At 57.5% G+C, this 15,575-nt stretch carries 19 protein-coding genes; 4 read left to right on the forward strand and 15 right to left on the reverse strand.

Annotation, left to right across the window (positions count from 1 at the left end; translation table 11 throughout):
• Positions 1-21: 21 nt before the first annotated feature.
• Positions 22-345, reverse strand: a complete 324-nt coding sequence (locus KSF73_01150; GenBank protein ID MBV1774313.1) for an STAS domain-containing protein — start codon at positions 343-345, stop codon at positions 22-24.
• 297 nt (positions 346-642) lie between these two features.
• Between KSF73_01150 and KSF73_01155 the strand changes: the two genes are divergently transcribed.
• Entirely contained in the window at positions 643-1,914 is a 1,272-nt protein-coding gene (locus KSF73_01155; protein MBV1774314.1) for an AmpG family muropeptide MFS transporter, read from the forward strand.
• 7 nt (positions 1,915-1,921) lie between these two features.
• Here KSF73_01155 and xth read toward each other — a convergent pair whose 3' ends face one another.
• On the reverse strand, positions 1,922-2,683 hold the full coding sequence (xth, locus tag KSF73_01160) for an exodeoxyribonuclease III (protein ID MBV1774315.1): 762 nt from the start codon (positions 2,681-2,683) through the stop codon (positions 1,922-1,924).
• 73 nt (positions 2,684-2,756) lie between these two features.
• Here xth and pyrE point away from each other — a divergent pair, with 73 nt between their 5' ends.
• A complete protein-coding gene (gene pyrE / locus KSF73_01165) occupies positions 2,757-3,398 on the forward strand; it encodes an orotate phosphoribosyltransferase (GenBank protein ID MBV1774316.1) in 642 nt (213 codons plus the stop codon).
• The gene (locus tag KSF73_01170; protein ID MBV1774317.1) at positions 3,398-4,000 is read left to right on the forward strand and encodes a DUF4124 domain-containing protein; all 603 of its coding nucleotides are present in this window, start codon (positions 3,398-3,400) and stop codon (positions 3,998-4,000) included. Before pyrE ends, KSF73_01170 begins: the two co-directional genes overlap by 1 nt.
• On the opposite strand, the gene KSF73_01175 is transcribed toward KSF73_01170, so the two are convergent.
• The 6 genes from KSF73_01175 to KSF73_01200 all read right to left on the reverse strand — a co-directional run bounded on the left by KSF73_01175 (position 3,970) and on the right by KSF73_01200 (position 9,162).
• The gene (locus KSF73_01175; GenBank protein ID MBV1774318.1) at positions 3,970-4,605 is read right to left on the reverse strand and encodes a Maf family protein; all 636 of its coding nucleotides are present in this window, start codon (positions 4,603-4,605) and stop codon (positions 3,970-3,972) included. The genes KSF73_01170 and KSF73_01175 overlap by 31 nt on opposite strands.
• A 13-nt stretch (positions 4,606-4,618) precedes the next feature.
• Complete coding sequence (rlmH, locus tag KSF73_01180; protein MBV1774319.1) at positions 4,619-5,089, reverse strand: 23S rRNA (pseudouridine(1915)-N(3))-methyltransferase RlmH; 471 nt, start codon at positions 5,087-5,089, stop codon at positions 4,619-4,621.
• Between the two features lie 15 nt (positions 5,090-5,104).
• Positions 5,105-5,509 carry a ribosome silencing factor gene (rsfS, locus tag KSF73_01185; protein ID MBV1774320.1) on the reverse strand — a complete coding sequence of 135 codons (405 nt, stop codon included), beginning with the start codon at positions 5,507-5,509 and terminating at the stop codon, positions 5,105-5,107.
• Positions 5,506-6,156: a nicotinate-nucleotide adenylyltransferase gene (gene nadD, locus KSF73_01190; GenBank protein MBV1774321.1), complete on the reverse strand. Its 651-nt coding sequence runs from the start codon at positions 6,154-6,156 to the stop codon at positions 5,506-5,508. Before nadD ends, rsfS begins: the two co-directional genes overlap by 4 nt.
• 22 nt (positions 6,157-6,178) lie before the next feature.
• On the reverse strand, positions 6,179-7,783 hold the full coding sequence (locus KSF73_01195) for a PAS domain S-box protein (GenBank protein ID MBV1774322.1): 1,605 nt from the start codon (positions 7,781-7,783) through the stop codon (positions 6,179-6,181).
• A 122-nt stretch (positions 7,784-7,905) separates the two neighbouring features.
• Positions 7,906-9,162: a glutamate-5-semialdehyde dehydrogenase gene (locus KSF73_01200; protein MBV1774323.1), complete on the reverse strand. Its 1,257-nt coding sequence runs from the start codon at positions 9,160-9,162 to the stop codon at positions 7,906-7,908.
• Positions 9,163-9,374: 212 nt separating this feature from the next.
• On the opposite strand from KSF73_01200, the gene KSF73_01205 reads away from it, so the two are divergent.
• On the forward strand, positions 9,375-9,839 hold the full coding sequence (locus KSF73_01205) for a hypothetical protein (protein ID MBV1774324.1): 465 nt from the start codon (positions 9,375-9,377) through the stop codon (positions 9,837-9,839).
• Between the two features lie 137 nt (positions 9,840-9,976).
• On the opposite strand, the gene cobS is transcribed toward KSF73_01205, so the two are convergent.
• The 7 genes from cobS to cobT are packed head-to-tail and all read right to left on the reverse strand — an operon-like array spanning position 9,977 to position 15,551.
• Positions 9,977-10,714: an adenosylcobinamide-GDP ribazoletransferase gene (gene cobS, locus KSF73_01210; protein ID MBV1774325.1), complete on the reverse strand. Its 738-nt coding sequence runs from the start codon at positions 10,712-10,714 to the stop codon at positions 9,977-9,979.
• Entirely contained in the window at positions 10,711-11,241 is a 531-nt protein-coding gene (locus tag KSF73_01215) for a histidine phosphatase family protein (protein MBV1774326.1), read from the reverse strand. The genes cobS and KSF73_01215 overlap by 4 nt, the downstream gene beginning before the upstream one ends.
• A complete protein-coding gene (locus KSF73_01220) occupies positions 11,238-12,008 on the reverse strand; it encodes an ABC transporter ATP-binding protein (GenBank protein MBV1774327.1) in 771 nt (256 codons plus the stop codon). Before KSF73_01220 ends, KSF73_01215 begins: the two co-directional genes overlap by 4 nt.
• A complete protein-coding gene (locus tag KSF73_01225; protein ID MBV1774328.1) occupies positions 12,008-12,997 on the reverse strand; it encodes an iron ABC transporter permease in 990 nt (329 codons plus the stop codon). Before KSF73_01225 ends, KSF73_01220 begins: the two co-directional genes overlap by 1 nt.
• A complete protein-coding gene (locus tag KSF73_01230) occupies positions 12,994-13,863 on the reverse strand; it encodes a cobalamin-binding protein (GenBank protein ID MBV1774329.1) in 870 nt (289 codons plus the stop codon). The genes KSF73_01225 and KSF73_01230 overlap by 4 nt, the downstream gene beginning before the upstream one ends.
• Positions 13,857-14,477, reverse strand: a complete 621-nt coding sequence (gene cobO, locus KSF73_01235; GenBank protein ID MBV1774330.1) for a cob(I)yrinic acid a,c-diamide adenosyltransferase — start codon at positions 14,475-14,477, stop codon at positions 13,857-13,859. The genes KSF73_01230 and cobO overlap by 7 nt, the downstream gene beginning before the upstream one ends.
• A 3-nt stretch (positions 14,478-14,480) precedes the next feature.
• Positions 14,481-15,551, reverse strand: a complete 1,071-nt coding sequence (gene cobT, locus KSF73_01240; GenBank protein MBV1774331.1) for a nicotinate-nucleotide--dimethylbenzimidazole phosphoribosyltransferase — start codon at positions 15,549-15,551, stop codon at positions 14,481-14,483.
• Positions 15,552-15,575: the final 24 nt, after the last annotated feature.

A 15,575-nucleotide genomic window follows, 5' to 3' on the forward strand; every position in this document is an offset into this window, starting at 1 on the left:
CGACGTCATCGAGCAGAGTGATTAGAGGCAGGATGCGTGGCGATGCATGTCAATGGAGAACAAATGATCCAGACTGGTGATATTGAGGACAGACCGAACCGTTCCGCGTACGCCAAATAGGCGAATGGCCCGTCCTTCCAGGCGTTCACGCAGAAGCAGCAACATGCCCAGTGCAGTACTATCAATCATGGGTACTGCACTAAAATCAATGGAGACTTCTTCTAAACCATCATTTTCGCTTAATTGTGCAACCGCGCACTTAAACGCATGATAATGCTCAATTGTGAAGCTTCCACGCAAGGTAATACACGCCTTACCTGCTTCAATCACTACATTCGCTTCCAATTGCTTCGCCCTTCAGACACAGATTCAGCTGCAAAACTACACGTATATCATGATGATTTTTATGCGCGCTGATCTTAACACGCGCTTCATTGCACGCCACTTAAGCAAAATCAAATGAGTACATCGCACAACAGATTTCTTTTGTTCTCTTGCGGTTAAAGAATAATGCCAAATGCATATTTAGCACAATCTTAGCGCTGACTTAACTGCCCCAACTGCTCTATTTGCAACATTCCCCGGCAATGCAGGATAGGAATTCTGTTATTGTTTCGCCCATCATCGCATTTGCCTCCCACCATGTCAGAACACGCTCTCAACTGGCGCACTGCCCTCCTGTCACGCCGCATGCTGGTCTGTGTATTCACAGGCTTTAGCTCGGGCTTGCCACTGTTTTTGCTCCTGCAACTTCTGCCCGCATGGATGCGCTCCGAACATGTTGACCTGAAATCCATCGGGCTGATGACACTGGTGCAGATGCCCTACACATGGAAATTTCTGTGGTCACCGTTTCTGGACCGCTATGCACTGATGTCGGGATGGCTGGGACGACGCCGTGGCTGGATGGTTGTCCTGCAAATCGCCCTGACATGCATCATTCCGGTGCTGGGTCAGTTCAACCCTCAAGTCGATCTCGGCATTATCGCACTGGTTTCCGTCGCCATTGCCTTCCTGTCCGCGACTCAGGACATTGTGCTGGACGCCTATCGCCGCGAACTACTGGACGATGTTGAACAAGGCCTGGGCAACATCATTCATGTAAATGCCTACCGGATCTCCGGACTGATTCCCGCCTCACTCGCCCTGATTCTGTCTGACCACATGCCGTGGTCAAGCGTCTTTCTGGTGACGGCGCTTTTCATGTTACCCGGCGCGTTTGCAACGCTATTACTATCCCCAGCCCCAGCCCATCAAGCGCCTGAACCCAAAGGCCTCAGAGAGTCTGTCATCGGCCCGTTTCGCGAATTTGTTCAGCGCCATGGTGCAGGATCAACCGTACTCATTCTGCTGTTTATGTGCATGTACAAGCTGGGCGATGGCATGGCGACAGCACTCTCCACCGCGTTCTATCTGGATCTGGGCTTCACGAAAACTGAAATCGGCGTGATTGCCAAGCAAGCCGGGCTGTGGCCAGCCATTATCGGCGGCATGGTAGGCGGTATCTGGATGTTGCGTCTTGGACTGAACCGAGCACTGTGGATATTTGGAGCCATGCAATTGAGTGCGGTACTGGGTTTTGCAGTACTGGCACAGATCGGTCACGACCTATGGGCACTCGGAACAGCCATCAGTCTGGAGTATTTCGGCATCGGACTCGGCACAGCGGCATTCGTCTCCTTTATTGCCCGGAGTACACATCCCAGCTATGCCGCCACCCAGCTTGCCCTGCTCACCAGCATTGCATCACTGCCACGCACAGGCATCAATGCAGGAATGGGCTGGGTAGCAGAACATCTTGGCTGGACTGACTACTTCCTGTTCTGCTTCCTGGCGGGCATTCCGGGCATGATCATGCTGATCTGGATTGCGCCATGGAACGGCAGGGAGGCCGCCCACAGCCCGGATGCCTGATCGGCGTTTACTCGAAATCTACAATCAGCGGCGCGTGATCTGAAAATCTCTGATCTTTGTAGATGCTTGATGCACGCGCTTTGCTACCCATCACCGGCGTGACCAGCTGATAGTCAATACGCCACCCGACATCCTTGGCATAGGCCTGCCCGCGATTCGACCACCAGGTATAGCCGGGCTGCTCTGGATACAGCGTGCGCCACGTATCCACCCAGCCCATGGCCTGAATATCCGTCATCCACTGGCGTTCTTCTGGCAAAAAGCCGGAATTCTTGAGATTGCCCTTCCAGTTTTTCAGGTCAATTTCCTTGTGGGCGATGTTCCAGTCACCGCACATCACCACTTCACGACCAGACTCGATCAGCGCCTGCAAAATCGGCTTGAACCGGTCTAGAAACGAGAACTTGACCTGTTGACGCTCATCGGAACTGGAACCCGACGGCAGATACAGCGACACAACCGACAGATTGCCAAATCGCGCCTCGATATAGCGCCCTTCGGCATCGATATCGGCAATACCCAGGCCGACGATCACCTCATCCGGTTTCTGCCTGCAGTAAATTCCGACGCCGCTATAACCCTTCTTTTCAGCGGGATGGAAATATCCGGTCAACCCCGCAGGATTGCGCATGGCGTCGGTCAGATCGGCATCCTGCGCCTTCAGTTCCTGAACGCAGACCACATCGGCGTGTTGAGTAGCCAGCCAGTCGAGAAAGCCCTTGGTTGTAGCAGAACGGATACCGTTCAGATTGGCGGAAATGATTCGCATGCGATCGAGCATCCAGAATGTGTTTGAGGGTGATATGCTATAGGTTTGATTCATTCCGGACAACGATTGCACCATGTCTGACTTCCGCTCCGATTTTATCGACTTCGCCATCCAGAAAAATGTCCTGCGCTTTGGCGAGTTCCAGACCAAGGCTGGGCGCCTGTCTCCTTATTTCTTCAACGCTGGCCTGTTTGACGATGGCGCCAGTCTGGGCGCACTGTCGCGCTTTTACGCCACAGCGGCCATTGAGTCCGGCGTGCAGTTCGACATGCTGTTTGGCCCGGCCTACAAGGGCATCGCACTGGCGGCATCTACCGCGATTGCACTGGCTGACCGTGAACGCAACATACCGTTCGCGTTCAACCGCAAGGAAGCCAAGGACCACGGCGAAGGCGGCACGCTGATCGGTGCGCCGCTCAAGGGTAAAGTCATGATCATCGATGATGTGATTTCCGCCGGAACATCGGTGCGCGAATCCGTCGAATTGATCCGTGCGCAAGGCGCCACACCCGCAGGTGTGCTGATTGCGCTGGATCGTCAGGAAAAGGGCAAGGGCGAGCAATCCGCAGTACAGGAAGTGTCCGAACAGTATGGCATTCCCGTCATCGCCATTGCACGCCTGACTGACCTGATCAGTTTCCTGCAAGGTAAGCCTGACCTGGAACAGAATCTGCAAGCCGTGCAGGCCTATCGTCAGCAATACGGGGTAGTCTGATGCGATTTATGCTGGCTGCTTTGTTGTCGGCTGCTGTCTTTGCGGGCAGTGGCGGACACTATTTCCGCTGGACAGATGAGCATGGGCGTACGCAGCTGAGCGACGCCCCGCCATCGGCCATGCCCAAAGGCGGATATGTCGAGTTGAATGCCGGTGGTCTCGTCATCAAACGATTCACACCTGAGCCAAGCCAGGAGCAAAAGCAGGCACTGGAGAAGGAAAAGCAGGATCTCGCCGAACGTCAGGAAAGTGACCGCCGCGATAAAATCCTGCTCGCCACGTTCAGCCGTACTAGCGAAATCGATGCCATCCGCGATCAGGAAACGGATCTGCGCAAAGCGCGTATTCAAGCCGATCAGATGCGCATCGAAGCAGCGCAGAAGAAGCTGGCGCAGCTACAGAAACGCGCCGATGCTGCCAGCAAAAACAAGCAGCCTGTCAATGCAGAACTGCAAAAGCAGATTGATGAGAAGCAACAGGATCTCGCTGCCCTTGATCAGAATATCAAACGCAGTAAGCAGGAAATAATCGATATTGCAGCCAAAGCTGAAACCAATAAGAAGCGACTGGTTCAGCTGGTTGGCCCCTCTGCCATCAAATAAATTACCCCCCAATAGGGGTAGCCTGCTTCGATCAGTAGATCCACCGTTTCGGCAATCGGCAGTCCGACAATATTGCTCGGGCTGCCCACAATGCCGGACACCAGTACGCCGCCTTGTCCTTGCAAACCGTATGAACCCGCCTTGTCCATCGGTTCACCAGTGGATACATAGGCACGGATCACCGCCTCTGTCAGCTCACGGAATCGCACTTCACTGCGCACCACCGCCGAACGCACGCCATCCGGCGAGGCAACGGCAATTCCGGTAAACACTTCATGATGCGATCCGGACAGGCGTGTCAGCATCGCGACAGCCTCTTCAGTGCTTTCGGGCTTGCCCAGAATCACATCGCCCAGTGCCACCGTCGTATCTGCCGACAGCAGCCAGCGCGGCGTATTGCCTTCACTCACTGCTTTTTGCCATCCTGCATGCGCCTTGTCACGCGCCAGCCGCTCAACGTAGGCCTTCGCAGCTTCATTCGCAAGTGGCGTCTCGTCAACTTCCGATCGAATCAGCTCAAATGGAATACCTGCCTGAGTCAGGAGTTCGCGGCGACGGGGGCTGGCGGATGCCAGATGGATCAGGGGACGGCTAGCTGTAGACATGGCACTTCGCGGCTTATTCGCGGTGATAGGGATGGCCCTGATTGATAGAGACGGCACGATACAACTGCTCGGCGAGTAGTACACGCACCATGCCATGCGGCATGGTCAGGGCAGACAATTGCACCAGATCATCGGCAGTCCGCTTGATATCGGGATGCAGACCATCTGCACCACCAATCACAAAGGCGACATCGCGACCATCAAGCTGCCAGGACTTGAGCTTGGCAGCCAGTTGCATGGAGGTCCATGCTGCTCCTCGCTCATCCAGAATCACCCGGCGCACGCCTTGCGGCAAAGCCTCTTCGATGCGGTCACGCTCGGTTTCCATCGTCTTTTCGACAGAGGTGCCACCACCGCGCACACCCGGTTTGAGCTCGACCAGTTTGATCTCGGCGTCGCGGGGCATGCGTTTGCGGTATTCCTGAAACGCCTCTTCCACCCAGCCCGGCATCTTGTGCCCGACGGCAATGATGTACAGCTTCATGCAGACACAACCGGATTAATCGTCGAGGTCTTCGTGCGCCTGAATGGCGGCTTGCCACGGACGGGTCGGGTTGAAGGTCGGCTTCTGGCCGCCCCACAGCTGTTCGATATTGTAGTAGTCGCGCACGGCCGGCAGCATCACGTGAATGATGATGGAACCTCCATCGACCAGTACCCACTCGCCGGTATTATCACCTTCCATGCCGAGAATCTCGACACCGGCTTCCTTTAGCTTTTCGCGGACATTGTTTGCCAGTGCCTTCACCTGACGATTGGAGTCGCCCGAAGCCACCACCATGCACTCGAACAGTGCGGTCAGATTGGTGGTATCCAGAGCAATGATGTCTTTGCCCTTGACGTCTTCGAGGGCTGCGACGGCGATATCGCGCTGCTGGGCAATGGAGAGTGTGTTTTCAGTCATGATCTATAAAGCAAATGCCGCCCGGCATAGTCTCGCACCGCATCAGACACCAGACCTTCTACCGGGTTGCCCCCGGCCAGACACTGGCGGATCGCGGTCGCCGAGATGGCGAGCGGCTTGGTGGGTAAAAAGGAGATTGTACCGCGTAAATCTGTTTTGGGTAAGGTAAGTGATTGAATTTTTGGCAGGACTTCCCTGACAACCGGTTCCGGCATCTGCTGCTGCCAGCCATCCAGATCGAATCCTGGACGGCACACCACTGCCAGCACACCTATATCTAGCAGATCCCGCCAACGGCGCCATGTACCGATGTTCAGAAAGGAATCTGCACCAATCAACCAGTGAATCAATGTTTCCGGCCCTTGCTCATTTTGAATTTCTTCCAATGTATCAATGGTGTAGGCCGTACCATCGCGGTGAATCTCACGCTGATCGATCTGAAAACCCGTTTCAGCAGAAAAGGCCAGCTCCAGCATGGCCACGCGATGCCGGGCCGGGCTCAGGGTATTGGGTCGATGTGGCGGATTGGCGGTTGGCATCAGGTACACGCACTCAAGCTGGAAGGCATCTCTGAATGCCTTTGCCATGGCCACATGCCCCAGATGCACAGGATCGAAACTCCCGCCAAATACACCAATACGCCGCAAACCAGACCTCCATGGGTCCAGCTCAGATGGACCGCTCGAAATTCGATACCAATTGACGCATCCAGTGCGCCGTCCGGGTCAATTGCTGGGCAGCCGAACTCACTGCCTGCGCTTCCTGTGAGTTGGAATCAACCAGCGAGGCGATTTCTTCAATTGACTGGGCGACATCATGCGATGCCCGCACCTGTTGGCGCAAGGATTCTGCAATCTGACCCGTTTTGTCCACTGTGGTACGTGCAGCCTCCAGCACTTTATGCAGGCTTTCGTTACTGGCCTTGATCGACGCAGTGCCGCGCTCGACTTCTTCCGCCGCACTGTCCATGGTCATCAAGGTCATCTGCGTCACCAGCTGGATATTGGTTACATTGCTGGTGATATCCTGCGTCGAAGAAGCAGTCCGTTCCGCCAGTTTGCGCACTTCATCTGCCACCACCGCAAATCCGCGGCCGGTCTCACCTGCACGTGCAGCTTCAATTGCCGCATTAAGTGCCAGTAAATTAGTTTGATCTGCAATTTCCTTGATCACAGAGGTCATGCTGCCGATACGCTCTACCGCTGCATTCAAATCATTCAGTGTCGAACGCGCTTCTCCCACGACATCGACAATCCGCTGGGTTGACTCCAGACTACCGATCATGTTTTTTTCGTCGCGCAGCACAATGTCACAGGTCTCATTGGCACTCGCCGACGTGCTTTCGGTTGCATCGTTGATTTCACCAATCGTGACACTCATTTCCTGGGTCAGCGCACTCACCTTCATCGCGCGCTCACTTTGCTGGCCGGTCTGCTCGGAGAGGTGTTCGACAGACTCATGCAGGGTATCTGCCTCCATGCTGACGCGAGTGGCAGCGGAGGTAATATCGGCAATCAAGGCACGCAAATGCACAGCAAGAGAGCGGATTGACACAATCAAGTCTGCAAACTCGTCCGTTTCGTCAACCTGTAGCGTAAATTTGAAATTGCCTTCTTCGATTTGCTGAAGACTATATTCGACCTTACGAATCCCTTGCAGGGCACGACTCACCCACCATCCGCCCCCGATAAGCGAAGACAGCATGCCCGTCGTGGCAAATACCCACATCCATTTGCTATCAGCTGCAGCCGCAAGACCCGTCGCCAGAAACAAAATCGCCAGCCCGACAAAGGCGAGCCAAGCGCGCTGCGCAAAGTTGATTTTATTCAGAAGCGTATTGAGTTTGGTCGCTGACAGCGTTTGCCGACCTTCCCGGACGGCACGGTATAGATTTTCTGCAGCGCTGACCTCAGCACGGTCAGGCACAGTACGCACAGATTGATAACCGACGATGCGTCCATCCACCCTTACCGGCGTGACATACGCTTCAACCCAGTAATGATCACCATTAATCGCACGGTTTTTAACCAAGCCGCGCCACGGCTTACCCGCCTGTATGGTTCGCCATAGATCCTCGTATGCAGAGGCAGGCATATCAGGATGCCGAACAATATTGTGTGGCTGGCCTATCAGCTCGGCCTCGCTGAAGCCGCTGATTTCGCAGAACGCCGGGTTCACATAGACAATATTGCCCTTGAGGTCCGTTTTGGAGACGATGGGCTGTCCCGGCTTCAAAAAGCGTTCGACGTTGGTCACTGGCTGGTTGTTTCGCATGTGGCGGCCCCGTGGCTGCGGAACCCCCTGCGACAACACGCCGCAACCGGACAATCCCGCTCTTCTAAAATTAGATGAAGGATCGCCGGTTGCAAACCTGAATGCTCAGTGGATGATCAAACTCAGGTACGAACCTGCCCCTGACCGAACACGACCCACTTCTGCGAGGTCAGGCCAAGCAGACCAACGGGACCCCGCGCGTGGATTTTGTCGGTGGAAATACCGATTTCAGCGCCGAGACCATACTCGAAACCGTCAGCAAAGCGGGTGGATGCATTAATCATGACCGAGCTGGAATCCACCACACGCAGGAAACGATGCGCCCGCGCATAATCCTGCGTGACGATGCAATCGGTATGGTGTGATCCATAGTGATTGATATGTGCGACCGCTTCATCCATATCATTCACGATGCGGATCGCCAGAATCGGTGCCAGATATTCGGCAAACCAGTCGTCCTCGGTCGCAGGTAATGCAGCAGGCAATATGTCACGAGTGAGGGGGCAAGCGCGTAGTTCCACCCCTTTTTCCCCATAAATCTTACCCAGTGCAGGCAACACGTTACCAGCGACATCCCGATGCACCAACAGGGTTTCCATCGTATTGCAGGTGCCATAGCGATGGGTTTTGGCATTATCGGCAATGCGGATCGCCATCTCGATATCGGCATCTGCATCGATGTAGACGTGGCAAACGCCATCCAGATGCTTGATCACGGGGACACGTGCCTCATTCGAAACGCGCTCGATCAGCCCTTTTCCGCCACGCGGCACAATCACGTCTACCCATTGTTTCATGGTGATCAGCTCGCCCACGGCGGCCCGATCTGCTGTGGCTACCACCTGCACACAGGCTTCAGGTAACCCGGCCACACGAAGACCTTCGGCTACACACGCGGCAATCGCCTGATTGCTTTCCAGCGCTTCCGAGCCGCCACGCAGAATAGCCGCGTTGCCAGACTTGAGGCACAGCGCTGCTGCATCCGCAGTAACATTGGGGCGTGCTTCATAGATGATGCCGATCACGCCCAGCGGGACGCGCATTTTCCCTAATTGAATACCCGAGGGTCGAAACGCAAACTCGCTCATCTCACCGACTGGATCAGGCAGGGCTGCGACCTGGCGCAAACCATCTGCCATGGCAGCAATGGATTTTTCGGAGATTGCCAGCCGGTCTAGCATGGCCGCATCCAGCCCGCTATCTTTGGCCCGTGCCACATCGCGCGCATTGGCGTCCAGCAAATAGGCTGCATCTCGCGCCACCGCATCGGCCATCGCCATCAGTGCGCGATTTTTGGTGGCCGTATCCGCCGCCGCCAAGATCGAGGACGCCTGCCGCGCCGCTCGTCCCACCCCATCCATGTACGTCTTGATATCCATTCCTGCCCACCCGCATCCGAATCCAAACATGACTCGGGTCATTCTAACCGGATCAAGCAATATATTGCGTCTCGGGTCGCAGCAATCATTTCTCACATTTTTTGCGTTTCCTGAACATGATTCAGGAAACGTTCAGCTTCACAGGCGTTAAATACGCCTGCACCGAGTGAAAGTGCGTTGCGCACTGAAGGTGAAATGTCACGGAGATGGCCATGAACTGCGCCTACGAAAGCAAGCTGGATCAAGAACGCCCATATGAGCTGGCCTGTGTGCCGGCTCTTGCAGACACCCAGAGCCGTCTGCAGTACCGCTACCTGGACACCGGTGAAACCGTTGAAGTCCCGAACCTCTGGTTCAATCAGACCTACGAAATCCGCGCCCGTGATTTCGAGCGTCAGGCTGAAACCATCATGGTGCTGGCCGAACAAATGGCTCGCCGTGAATCGCACCTGCTGACCGAGGCTCAAATGGCCCGCAAGGAAACCTTCTACCGCGATCTGGCTGCTGCCTACCACGAGCAAGCTGCCCGTTTCCGCGAAGAAGGTCTGCGCCACGCTGCTGCAATGCATGCCCGCGCCGAGCAGATCAGCCGCATGGCGCTGGAAGCTGCCAGCAAGGCCAGCATTCCGGCCTGGCAGATTCCGGCGAATCGCAGCCGCCTGCGCATGACTGCCTGATCACACAGTCTGATGATGTTTTTCCGGCGAGCCATGCGGTTCGCCTACCCAGTTCTGAACCGGTAATCGAGTTTCTCGATTCTTGGGCCCGGATGGTCACATCCGGGCACTTTTTTCGCCTGTATGTCTTGTGTGTGCTACAGGAGACGAGTGAGCGACAGGATCAACGGCCCGCTTGCGACCGCCAGCATCAAACCGGTCTCCACACACTCGATTCCCGCCCCGAGGCAATCGCCTGATACGCCGCCCAGTCTACGTTCCAGCCAGACGCGATAGAGCGCAATGAGCAGCGGTGCCAGCCACAGCGCAGGGTACATCCACCCTGCCGCCATCAGCCCTACGCCCCACAATAGGCGCGCCAGCTTTGGAATACGCCAGCTGAATGCTTCAGCCATACCGCTGACCAGTGGCGGCAACGATTGCCAGAATAGCGGCCCGAGTCTCGCCCATGCGGCAATCCAGATCAGATGTATCAGTGCATGCTGTTTTACCAGCAACATCAACAGAACCAGCTTCCCCGAGGTTTGCACGATGAGCGCCAGCACGCCAAAGGAACCCAGATGCGGATCCTTCATCACCGCCAGTAATCGGGACGTATCACGATGCGCGGCACCGAGCCCATCTGCCAGATCAGCCAGTCCATCGAGATGCAGCCCGCCCGTTACCCACACCCACACAATCAGGCCAAGCCATGCGCCGAGCCACGGATCAATCTGCCCGCCCAGATATGCAGCCAGCACCACGCATCCGCCCACCAGCACCCCCACCAGCGGAAACCAGCGCGCAGAGGCCACCAGCGCATCGGGTGAAAATGGCAGATTGCGCGGCACAGGCAGCCGGGTCAGAAATTGAATCGCTAGTAACAACTGATTCATTCAGATATCCAGTCAATCAGGATGGGCGTGGCAAAGGGCACGGGCACCTGCCAGCGGTCGGATGCATTGCTTAAGCCCGCCTGAAACATCAGGCTGCGAATGGGGCCTGCGTGTGTGATGATGATTGCGCCATGTGGATGAGCCGCCGCAATTTCCGAAATTGCGGTACTGACCCGATGGATCATATCTGCCACACGCTCTCCGCCACCCGGCACGCCGTTCAGAATGTCTTCAGCCCACGCATCCAGTTCGCTGCGCGGGATATCTTCCCAGTGCAGCCCTTCCCATGCGCCAAAGTCGAGTTCGAGCAGGCTATCCATGCAGACCACATCGGGTGATAGCGCCTGCGCCAGCTTCATGCAGCGGCTAGCGGGACTGGCATACACCGGCCAGTCAGGCAGGGTCGAACGCAATGTCTCGATGGCGGTGCGTAATACATCCGGGTCAACCTCAACGTCCAGTTGACCATAGCATCGGCCTGTCATATCGAGCACCGCAGGATGCCGGATCAGCCAGAGCGAACTCATGCTGTATGGCTCGCGGGGAAAAAGTACGTCTCACCATCCACCTCGGCAGCACGCAGCGGATAGCCATAGAGTGCGGACAAATGGGCTTCGGTGAGCAGTTCATCCACCGCACCAGCGCGCCAGCTGCCATCGCCCGCCAGCAGCAGGACATGGGTCGCCAGATCACGGGCGTGATTGGGATCGTGACTCACCATCACCAGCGTTCGTCCGGCATCGCACTCCTCCCGCAGTAACGCCAATGCCTGCTGCTGATGGCGCACATCAAGCTGTGACAGCGGCTCGTCCAGCAACATAAGCGGCGTCGTTTGCATCAGCGCGGTCGCCAGACTGGTGCGGCGCCGTTCGCCGCCCGATAAATCTGCCAGATCACGATCTGCCAGATGCGTCAGATCAAGCCGTTGCAGACATCGTTCTGCCAGCGCTTGATCCTCGGCCGAAGTCCACCCAAAGCGATCCTGCCAGGGATGTCTGCCGGACAACACCTGATCGCGCACGGAAATCGGAAAAGGATGTTCATCCTGCTGTGTCAGCCAGGCCAGTTGCCGGGCGCGCTCGCGGGCGGGCCAGTGACTGATCATCCGGTTTTGCAGCAGAACCTTGCCCTGTGCAGGTACCAGCCAACCCGACAGATGCGCCAGCAGCGTGCTCTTGCCACAACCATTCTCGCCCAGCACCAGCCAGCATTCGCCAGCTGAAATCGTCAGGTCGAGATTGCGCACCAGCGCAGTCTGGCCGCGCACCAGCGAGACTTGTTGCAGCGTCAGCATCAGCGCCTCCCCTGAAAACGCGCCAGCAGATACAGAAACGCCGGTACACCGCAGATCGCCATGACGACGCCGACCGGTAGCTGCTGCGGCGCAAAGGCAGTGCGCGCCACGATATCCGCAGCCAGCAACACCGCCCCGCCACACAGCACACTCGCAGGCAGCAATTGTCGCAACGACGACCCGAGCAATAATCGCAAGGCATGCGGCACGATCAGGCCGACAAACCCTACTGCCCCTGCCGTGGTCACCGCCAGTGCAGTCGCCATAGCCGAGACGGTATAGAGCAGCCAGTGCATCTGCCGCACCGATACACCCAATGCATGTGCACGCGCTTCGCCCTGTGCCAGCATGTCGATATCACGCAGCCACGGCCAGACCAGCGCCAGCAATGCCAACAGCCCGGGTAAGGCATAGTGCCAATCCGCACCGGCCAGATCGCCCAGCATCCAGAAAATCATGCCGCGCAAAATGCCATCGGGGGCAATGCTCAGAATCAATGCGATCAGCGCACTGGCAAAGGAAGCCACCGCCACACCGGTTAGCAGCAGGCGTGTGCGCTGGGTTGAGTGATCGTTTCGTGCCAGTACAAATACCAGCACTGTACTGATCCACGCGCCGCCGCCTGCGGCAAGTGAAACCATCGCGGTGCCTGCACCCAGCAACATCGCCAGTAAAGCACCGACGCCCGCACCGCCAGAGGTGCCCAGTACATAGGGATCGGCTAGCGGATTACGCAGCAACACCTGCTGCAAGACCCCCGCCAGCGCCAGCAATCCGCCCACCGCAAGCGCGGACAGGCTGCGCGGCAGGCGCAGTTGCCAGATCACATCCCGTGTCAGCGCGGCATCGGCATGCTGCCCCCATAATGCGGCAACGCCAACGCCACTGCTGCCCACGCAGACACTCAGCCCCAGCAACAATAGCGGCAAGAGCAGAATCAGGCTCCATACCCAGATGCGGCGACACGGATGCCATGCAAGACCGATCATGGACGGCGAGCTCCGTCGATAGCGGCACACAGCGCTTCTGCCCCCTCGACCAGGCGCGGCCCCATGCGGCTCAATACATCGGGCGGCAAGACTTTCAGTTGTGCGTATTTGACGGCAGGCACGCCGGGATAGCGCTGCCAGTGGGTCAGCCACGACGTCTTGGCTTCGCCATCACCGCTGGTGACAATCAGATCAGGCGCGGCGGCCAGCACCGCTTCCTCATCCACAGTCGGCGCACGCGCCTTGAGTGCGGCAAACACATTGCGGCCACTGCAACGCTGCATGATGTCGGACATCACCTGCTCGCCATTGATGGTCATCAGCGGTTTGTCCCACACCTGATAGAACACTTTCACCACCGGCTTGCCCCCAAAACGGGTCGACAAGGCCTGTTCACGTTTGAGCAGCGTGGCATTGAGATGCTGTGCGGCCTGAGCACGACCGGTTAGCTCACCGAGCCGCGTGAGTGAATGGCGAACATCGGCAAGCGTCTTGGGATCATCGTAATATACCGGCAGCCCCAACTTGGCGACCTGTTCCAGCTGGCGCGGGCTATTGCCCCCCGACCACGCCAGAATCAGGTCCGGTTTGTAGAGGCGGATACGCTCTAGATCCAGATTGTCGTAGCCACCCACGCGCGGGATGGCTTTGGCAGCAGCCGGATAATCGCTGTAGTCCGTCGCGGCGACCAGCAGATGGCCCGCGCCAATCGCAAACAGGTCTTCGGTGAGATGCGGCGTCAGGCTGATGATGCGGCGGGCGGGCTGGGCAAGCGTCACTGTGTGGCCGCTGTCATCCACTACCGATATGGCTTGCGCAGCCGTCATCCACACCATCATCAACGCCAACAGGCAGTGCCTTACCATTCCACACCCTTCTGTGCACGGATGCCTGCCTCGTAGGCATGCTTGGTGTTCTCGATCACGGATACGGTATCGGCCAGGTCCAGCAAGCCCGGCACCGCGCCGCGCCCTGTGACCACCACATGTTGCATCTCCGGCCGGCTGGCCAGATCGCGCAGCACACGCTCGGTATCCAGATAGCCATAGCTCAGACAATAGGTCAGCTCGTCCAAGACCACCAGCTCGTAGCTGGCATCTGCCAGCATCCGCGCAGCGATATCCCACGCTTCTTCGGCGCGACGGGTATCGGCTGTACGATCCTGCGTGTCCCAGGTAAAGCCATCACCCTTTACATGCCACTCGCAATGCTTGCCCAGAAAAGCCTCTTCGCCGGTATCCGTGCGGCCCTTGATGAATTGCACCACGCCCACTTTCATACCGTGACCAATGGCACGCGCCACCATACCAAATGCCGAAGACGACTTGCCCTTGCCATTGCCTGTCAGCACCAGCAACACGCCGGTATCGAGATCAGACGCGGCGATATGTGCATCAATCAGCGCCTTCTTGCGTGCCATGCGCGCTGCGTGTCGCGCATTGCGATCAGCTTCGGCCTGTTGTTTTGCCTGTTCATCCATGTGTCACACCTTCGATTCATTCGCGACAGCGGTACTCACGCCCGCTTCGCCAAACGTTGCCATCTGCGCGTGCAGCGCACAGGCCAGCTTCAATAACGGGAAAGCCGTTGCCGCGCCACTGCCCTCGCCCAGCCGCATGCCCAACGTCAACACTGGGCGACCTGACAATGCCGCCAGTACGCGCGCATGCGCGGGCTCGGCGGATTGATGCGCAAACAGCATCCACTGGCGTACGCCCGGATTCAGGCGCGTGGCGACAAGGGCGGCTACCGTGCTGATAAACCCATCCACCAGAATCGGGATGCCGGTTTGAGCCGCAGCAATATAGGCACCCGCCATCGCAGCGATCTCGAATCCGCCGAGTGCGGACAGGACGGCGTGGGCATCGTTGCTGACCGATGCATGCTTGATGAGTGCGGCATCCAGCAAGGCGCCTTTGCGCGCCACGCCTGCGGCATCCAGTCCGGTGCCGGGGCCGCTTAGATGAGATGGCGTCTCACCAAGCAAGGCCGCTGCCAGAATTGAGGCGCTGCTGGTATTGGCAATCCCCATCTCGCCGGCCATAAAACAATCGGCACCCGCTTCACGCGCAGCGTTCACCGACGCACATCCCGCTGCCAGCGCCAGTTCGCACTGTTCGCGGCTCATGGCCGGACCTTCCAGCAGATTGGCCGTGCCAAGCGCGACCTTGCGCTGCTCAACCCCGGTTAGGCCGGTTGTATCCCCCGCCACGCCCACATCCACCACTTCCAGCGTCGCGCCAATTTCACGCGCCAGTACGCAAATCGCTGCACCGCCTCGGGCGAAATTGGCAACCATCTGCGCCGTAACAGCCTGCGGATAGGCCGATACGCCTGCAACGGCAATGCCATGGTCGCCTGCAAATATGCTGATCCATGGCTTGCGCAAGCTCGGGCAGGCATTACTCTGCATCGCCGCCAGCGCCACCGCAATCGACTCCAGTTCACCGAGTGACCCTGCCGGTTTGGTCAGTACACCTTGCCGTGCGAGTGCAGCCAATCGTGCCGCCTCATCGAGCGGACGCACCTGCTCCTGCCACCATCTGAATGCCATTGTGTCTCCGTTTTCGGCTTTACT

Source organism: Burkholderiaceae bacterium DAT-1 (assembly GCA_019084025.1).
GTDB lineage: Bacteria > Pseudomonadota > Gammaproteobacteria > Burkholderiales > Chitinimonadaceae > DAT-1.

Excerpts from the sequence above, each read along its gene's own strand:
- cobS (MBV1774325.1), bottom strand. The coding sequence starts at position 10,714 with ATGAATCAGTTGTTACTAGCGATTCAATTTCTGACCCGGCTGCCTGTG.
- KSF73_01200 (MBV1774323.1), bottom strand. The coding sequence starts at position 9,162 with ATGGATATCAAGACGTACATGGATGGGGTGGGACGAGCGGCGCGGCAG.
- KSF73_01225 (MBV1774328.1), bottom strand. The coding sequence starts at position 12,997 with ATGATCGGTCTTGCATGGCATCCGTGTCGCCGCATCTGGGTATGGAGC.
- KSF73_01220 (MBV1774327.1), bottom strand. The coding sequence starts at position 12,008 with ATGCTGACGCTGCAACAAGTCTCGCTGGTGCGCGGCCAGACTGCGCTG.
- xth (MBV1774315.1), bottom strand. The coding sequence starts at position 2,683 with ATGCGAATCATTTCCGCCAATCTGAACGGTATCCGTTCTGCTACAACC.
- rsfS (MBV1774320.1), bottom strand. The coding sequence starts at position 5,509 with ATGACTGAAAACACACTCTCCATTGCCCAGCAGCGCGATATCGCCGTC.
- KSF73_01195 (MBV1774322.1), bottom strand. The coding sequence starts at position 7,783 with ATGCGAAACAACCAGCCAGTGACCAACGTCGAACGCTTTTTGAAGCCG.
- KSF73_01230 (MBV1774329.1), bottom strand. The coding sequence starts at position 13,863 with ATGGTAAGGCACTGCCTGTTGGCGTTGATGATGGTGTGGATGACGGCT.
- KSF73_01205 (MBV1774324.1), top strand. The coding sequence starts at position 9,375 with ATGAACTGCGCCTACGAAAGCAAGCTGGATCAAGAACGCCCATATGAG.
- cobO (MBV1774330.1), bottom strand. The coding sequence starts at position 14,477 with ATGGATGAACAGGCAAAACAACAGGCCGAAGCTGATCGCAATGCGCGA.
- cobT (MBV1774331.1), bottom strand. The coding sequence starts at position 15,551 with ATGGCATTCAGATGGTGGCAGGAGCAGGTGCGTCCGCTCGATGAGGCG.
- KSF73_01215 (MBV1774326.1), bottom strand. The coding sequence starts at position 11,241 with ATGAGTTCGCTCTGGCTGATCCGGCATCCTGCGGTGCTCGATATGACA.
- KSF73_01170 (MBV1774317.1), top strand. The coding sequence starts at position 3,398 with ATGCGATTTATGCTGGCTGCTTTGTTGTCGGCTGCTGTCTTTGCGGGC.
- pyrE (MBV1774316.1), top strand. The coding sequence starts at position 2,757 with ATGTCTGACTTCCGCTCCGATTTTATCGACTTCGCCATCCAGAAAAAT.
- KSF73_01175 (MBV1774318.1), bottom strand. The coding sequence starts at position 4,605 with ATGTCTACAGCTAGCCGTCCCCTGATCCATCTGGCATCCGCCAGCCCC.
- KSF73_01155 (MBV1774314.1), top strand. The coding sequence starts at position 643 with ATGTCAGAACACGCTCTCAACTGGCGCACTGCCCTCCTGTCACGCCGC.
- rlmH (MBV1774319.1), bottom strand. The coding sequence starts at position 5,089 with ATGAAGCTGTACATCATTGCCGTCGGGCACAAGATGCCGGGCTGGGTG.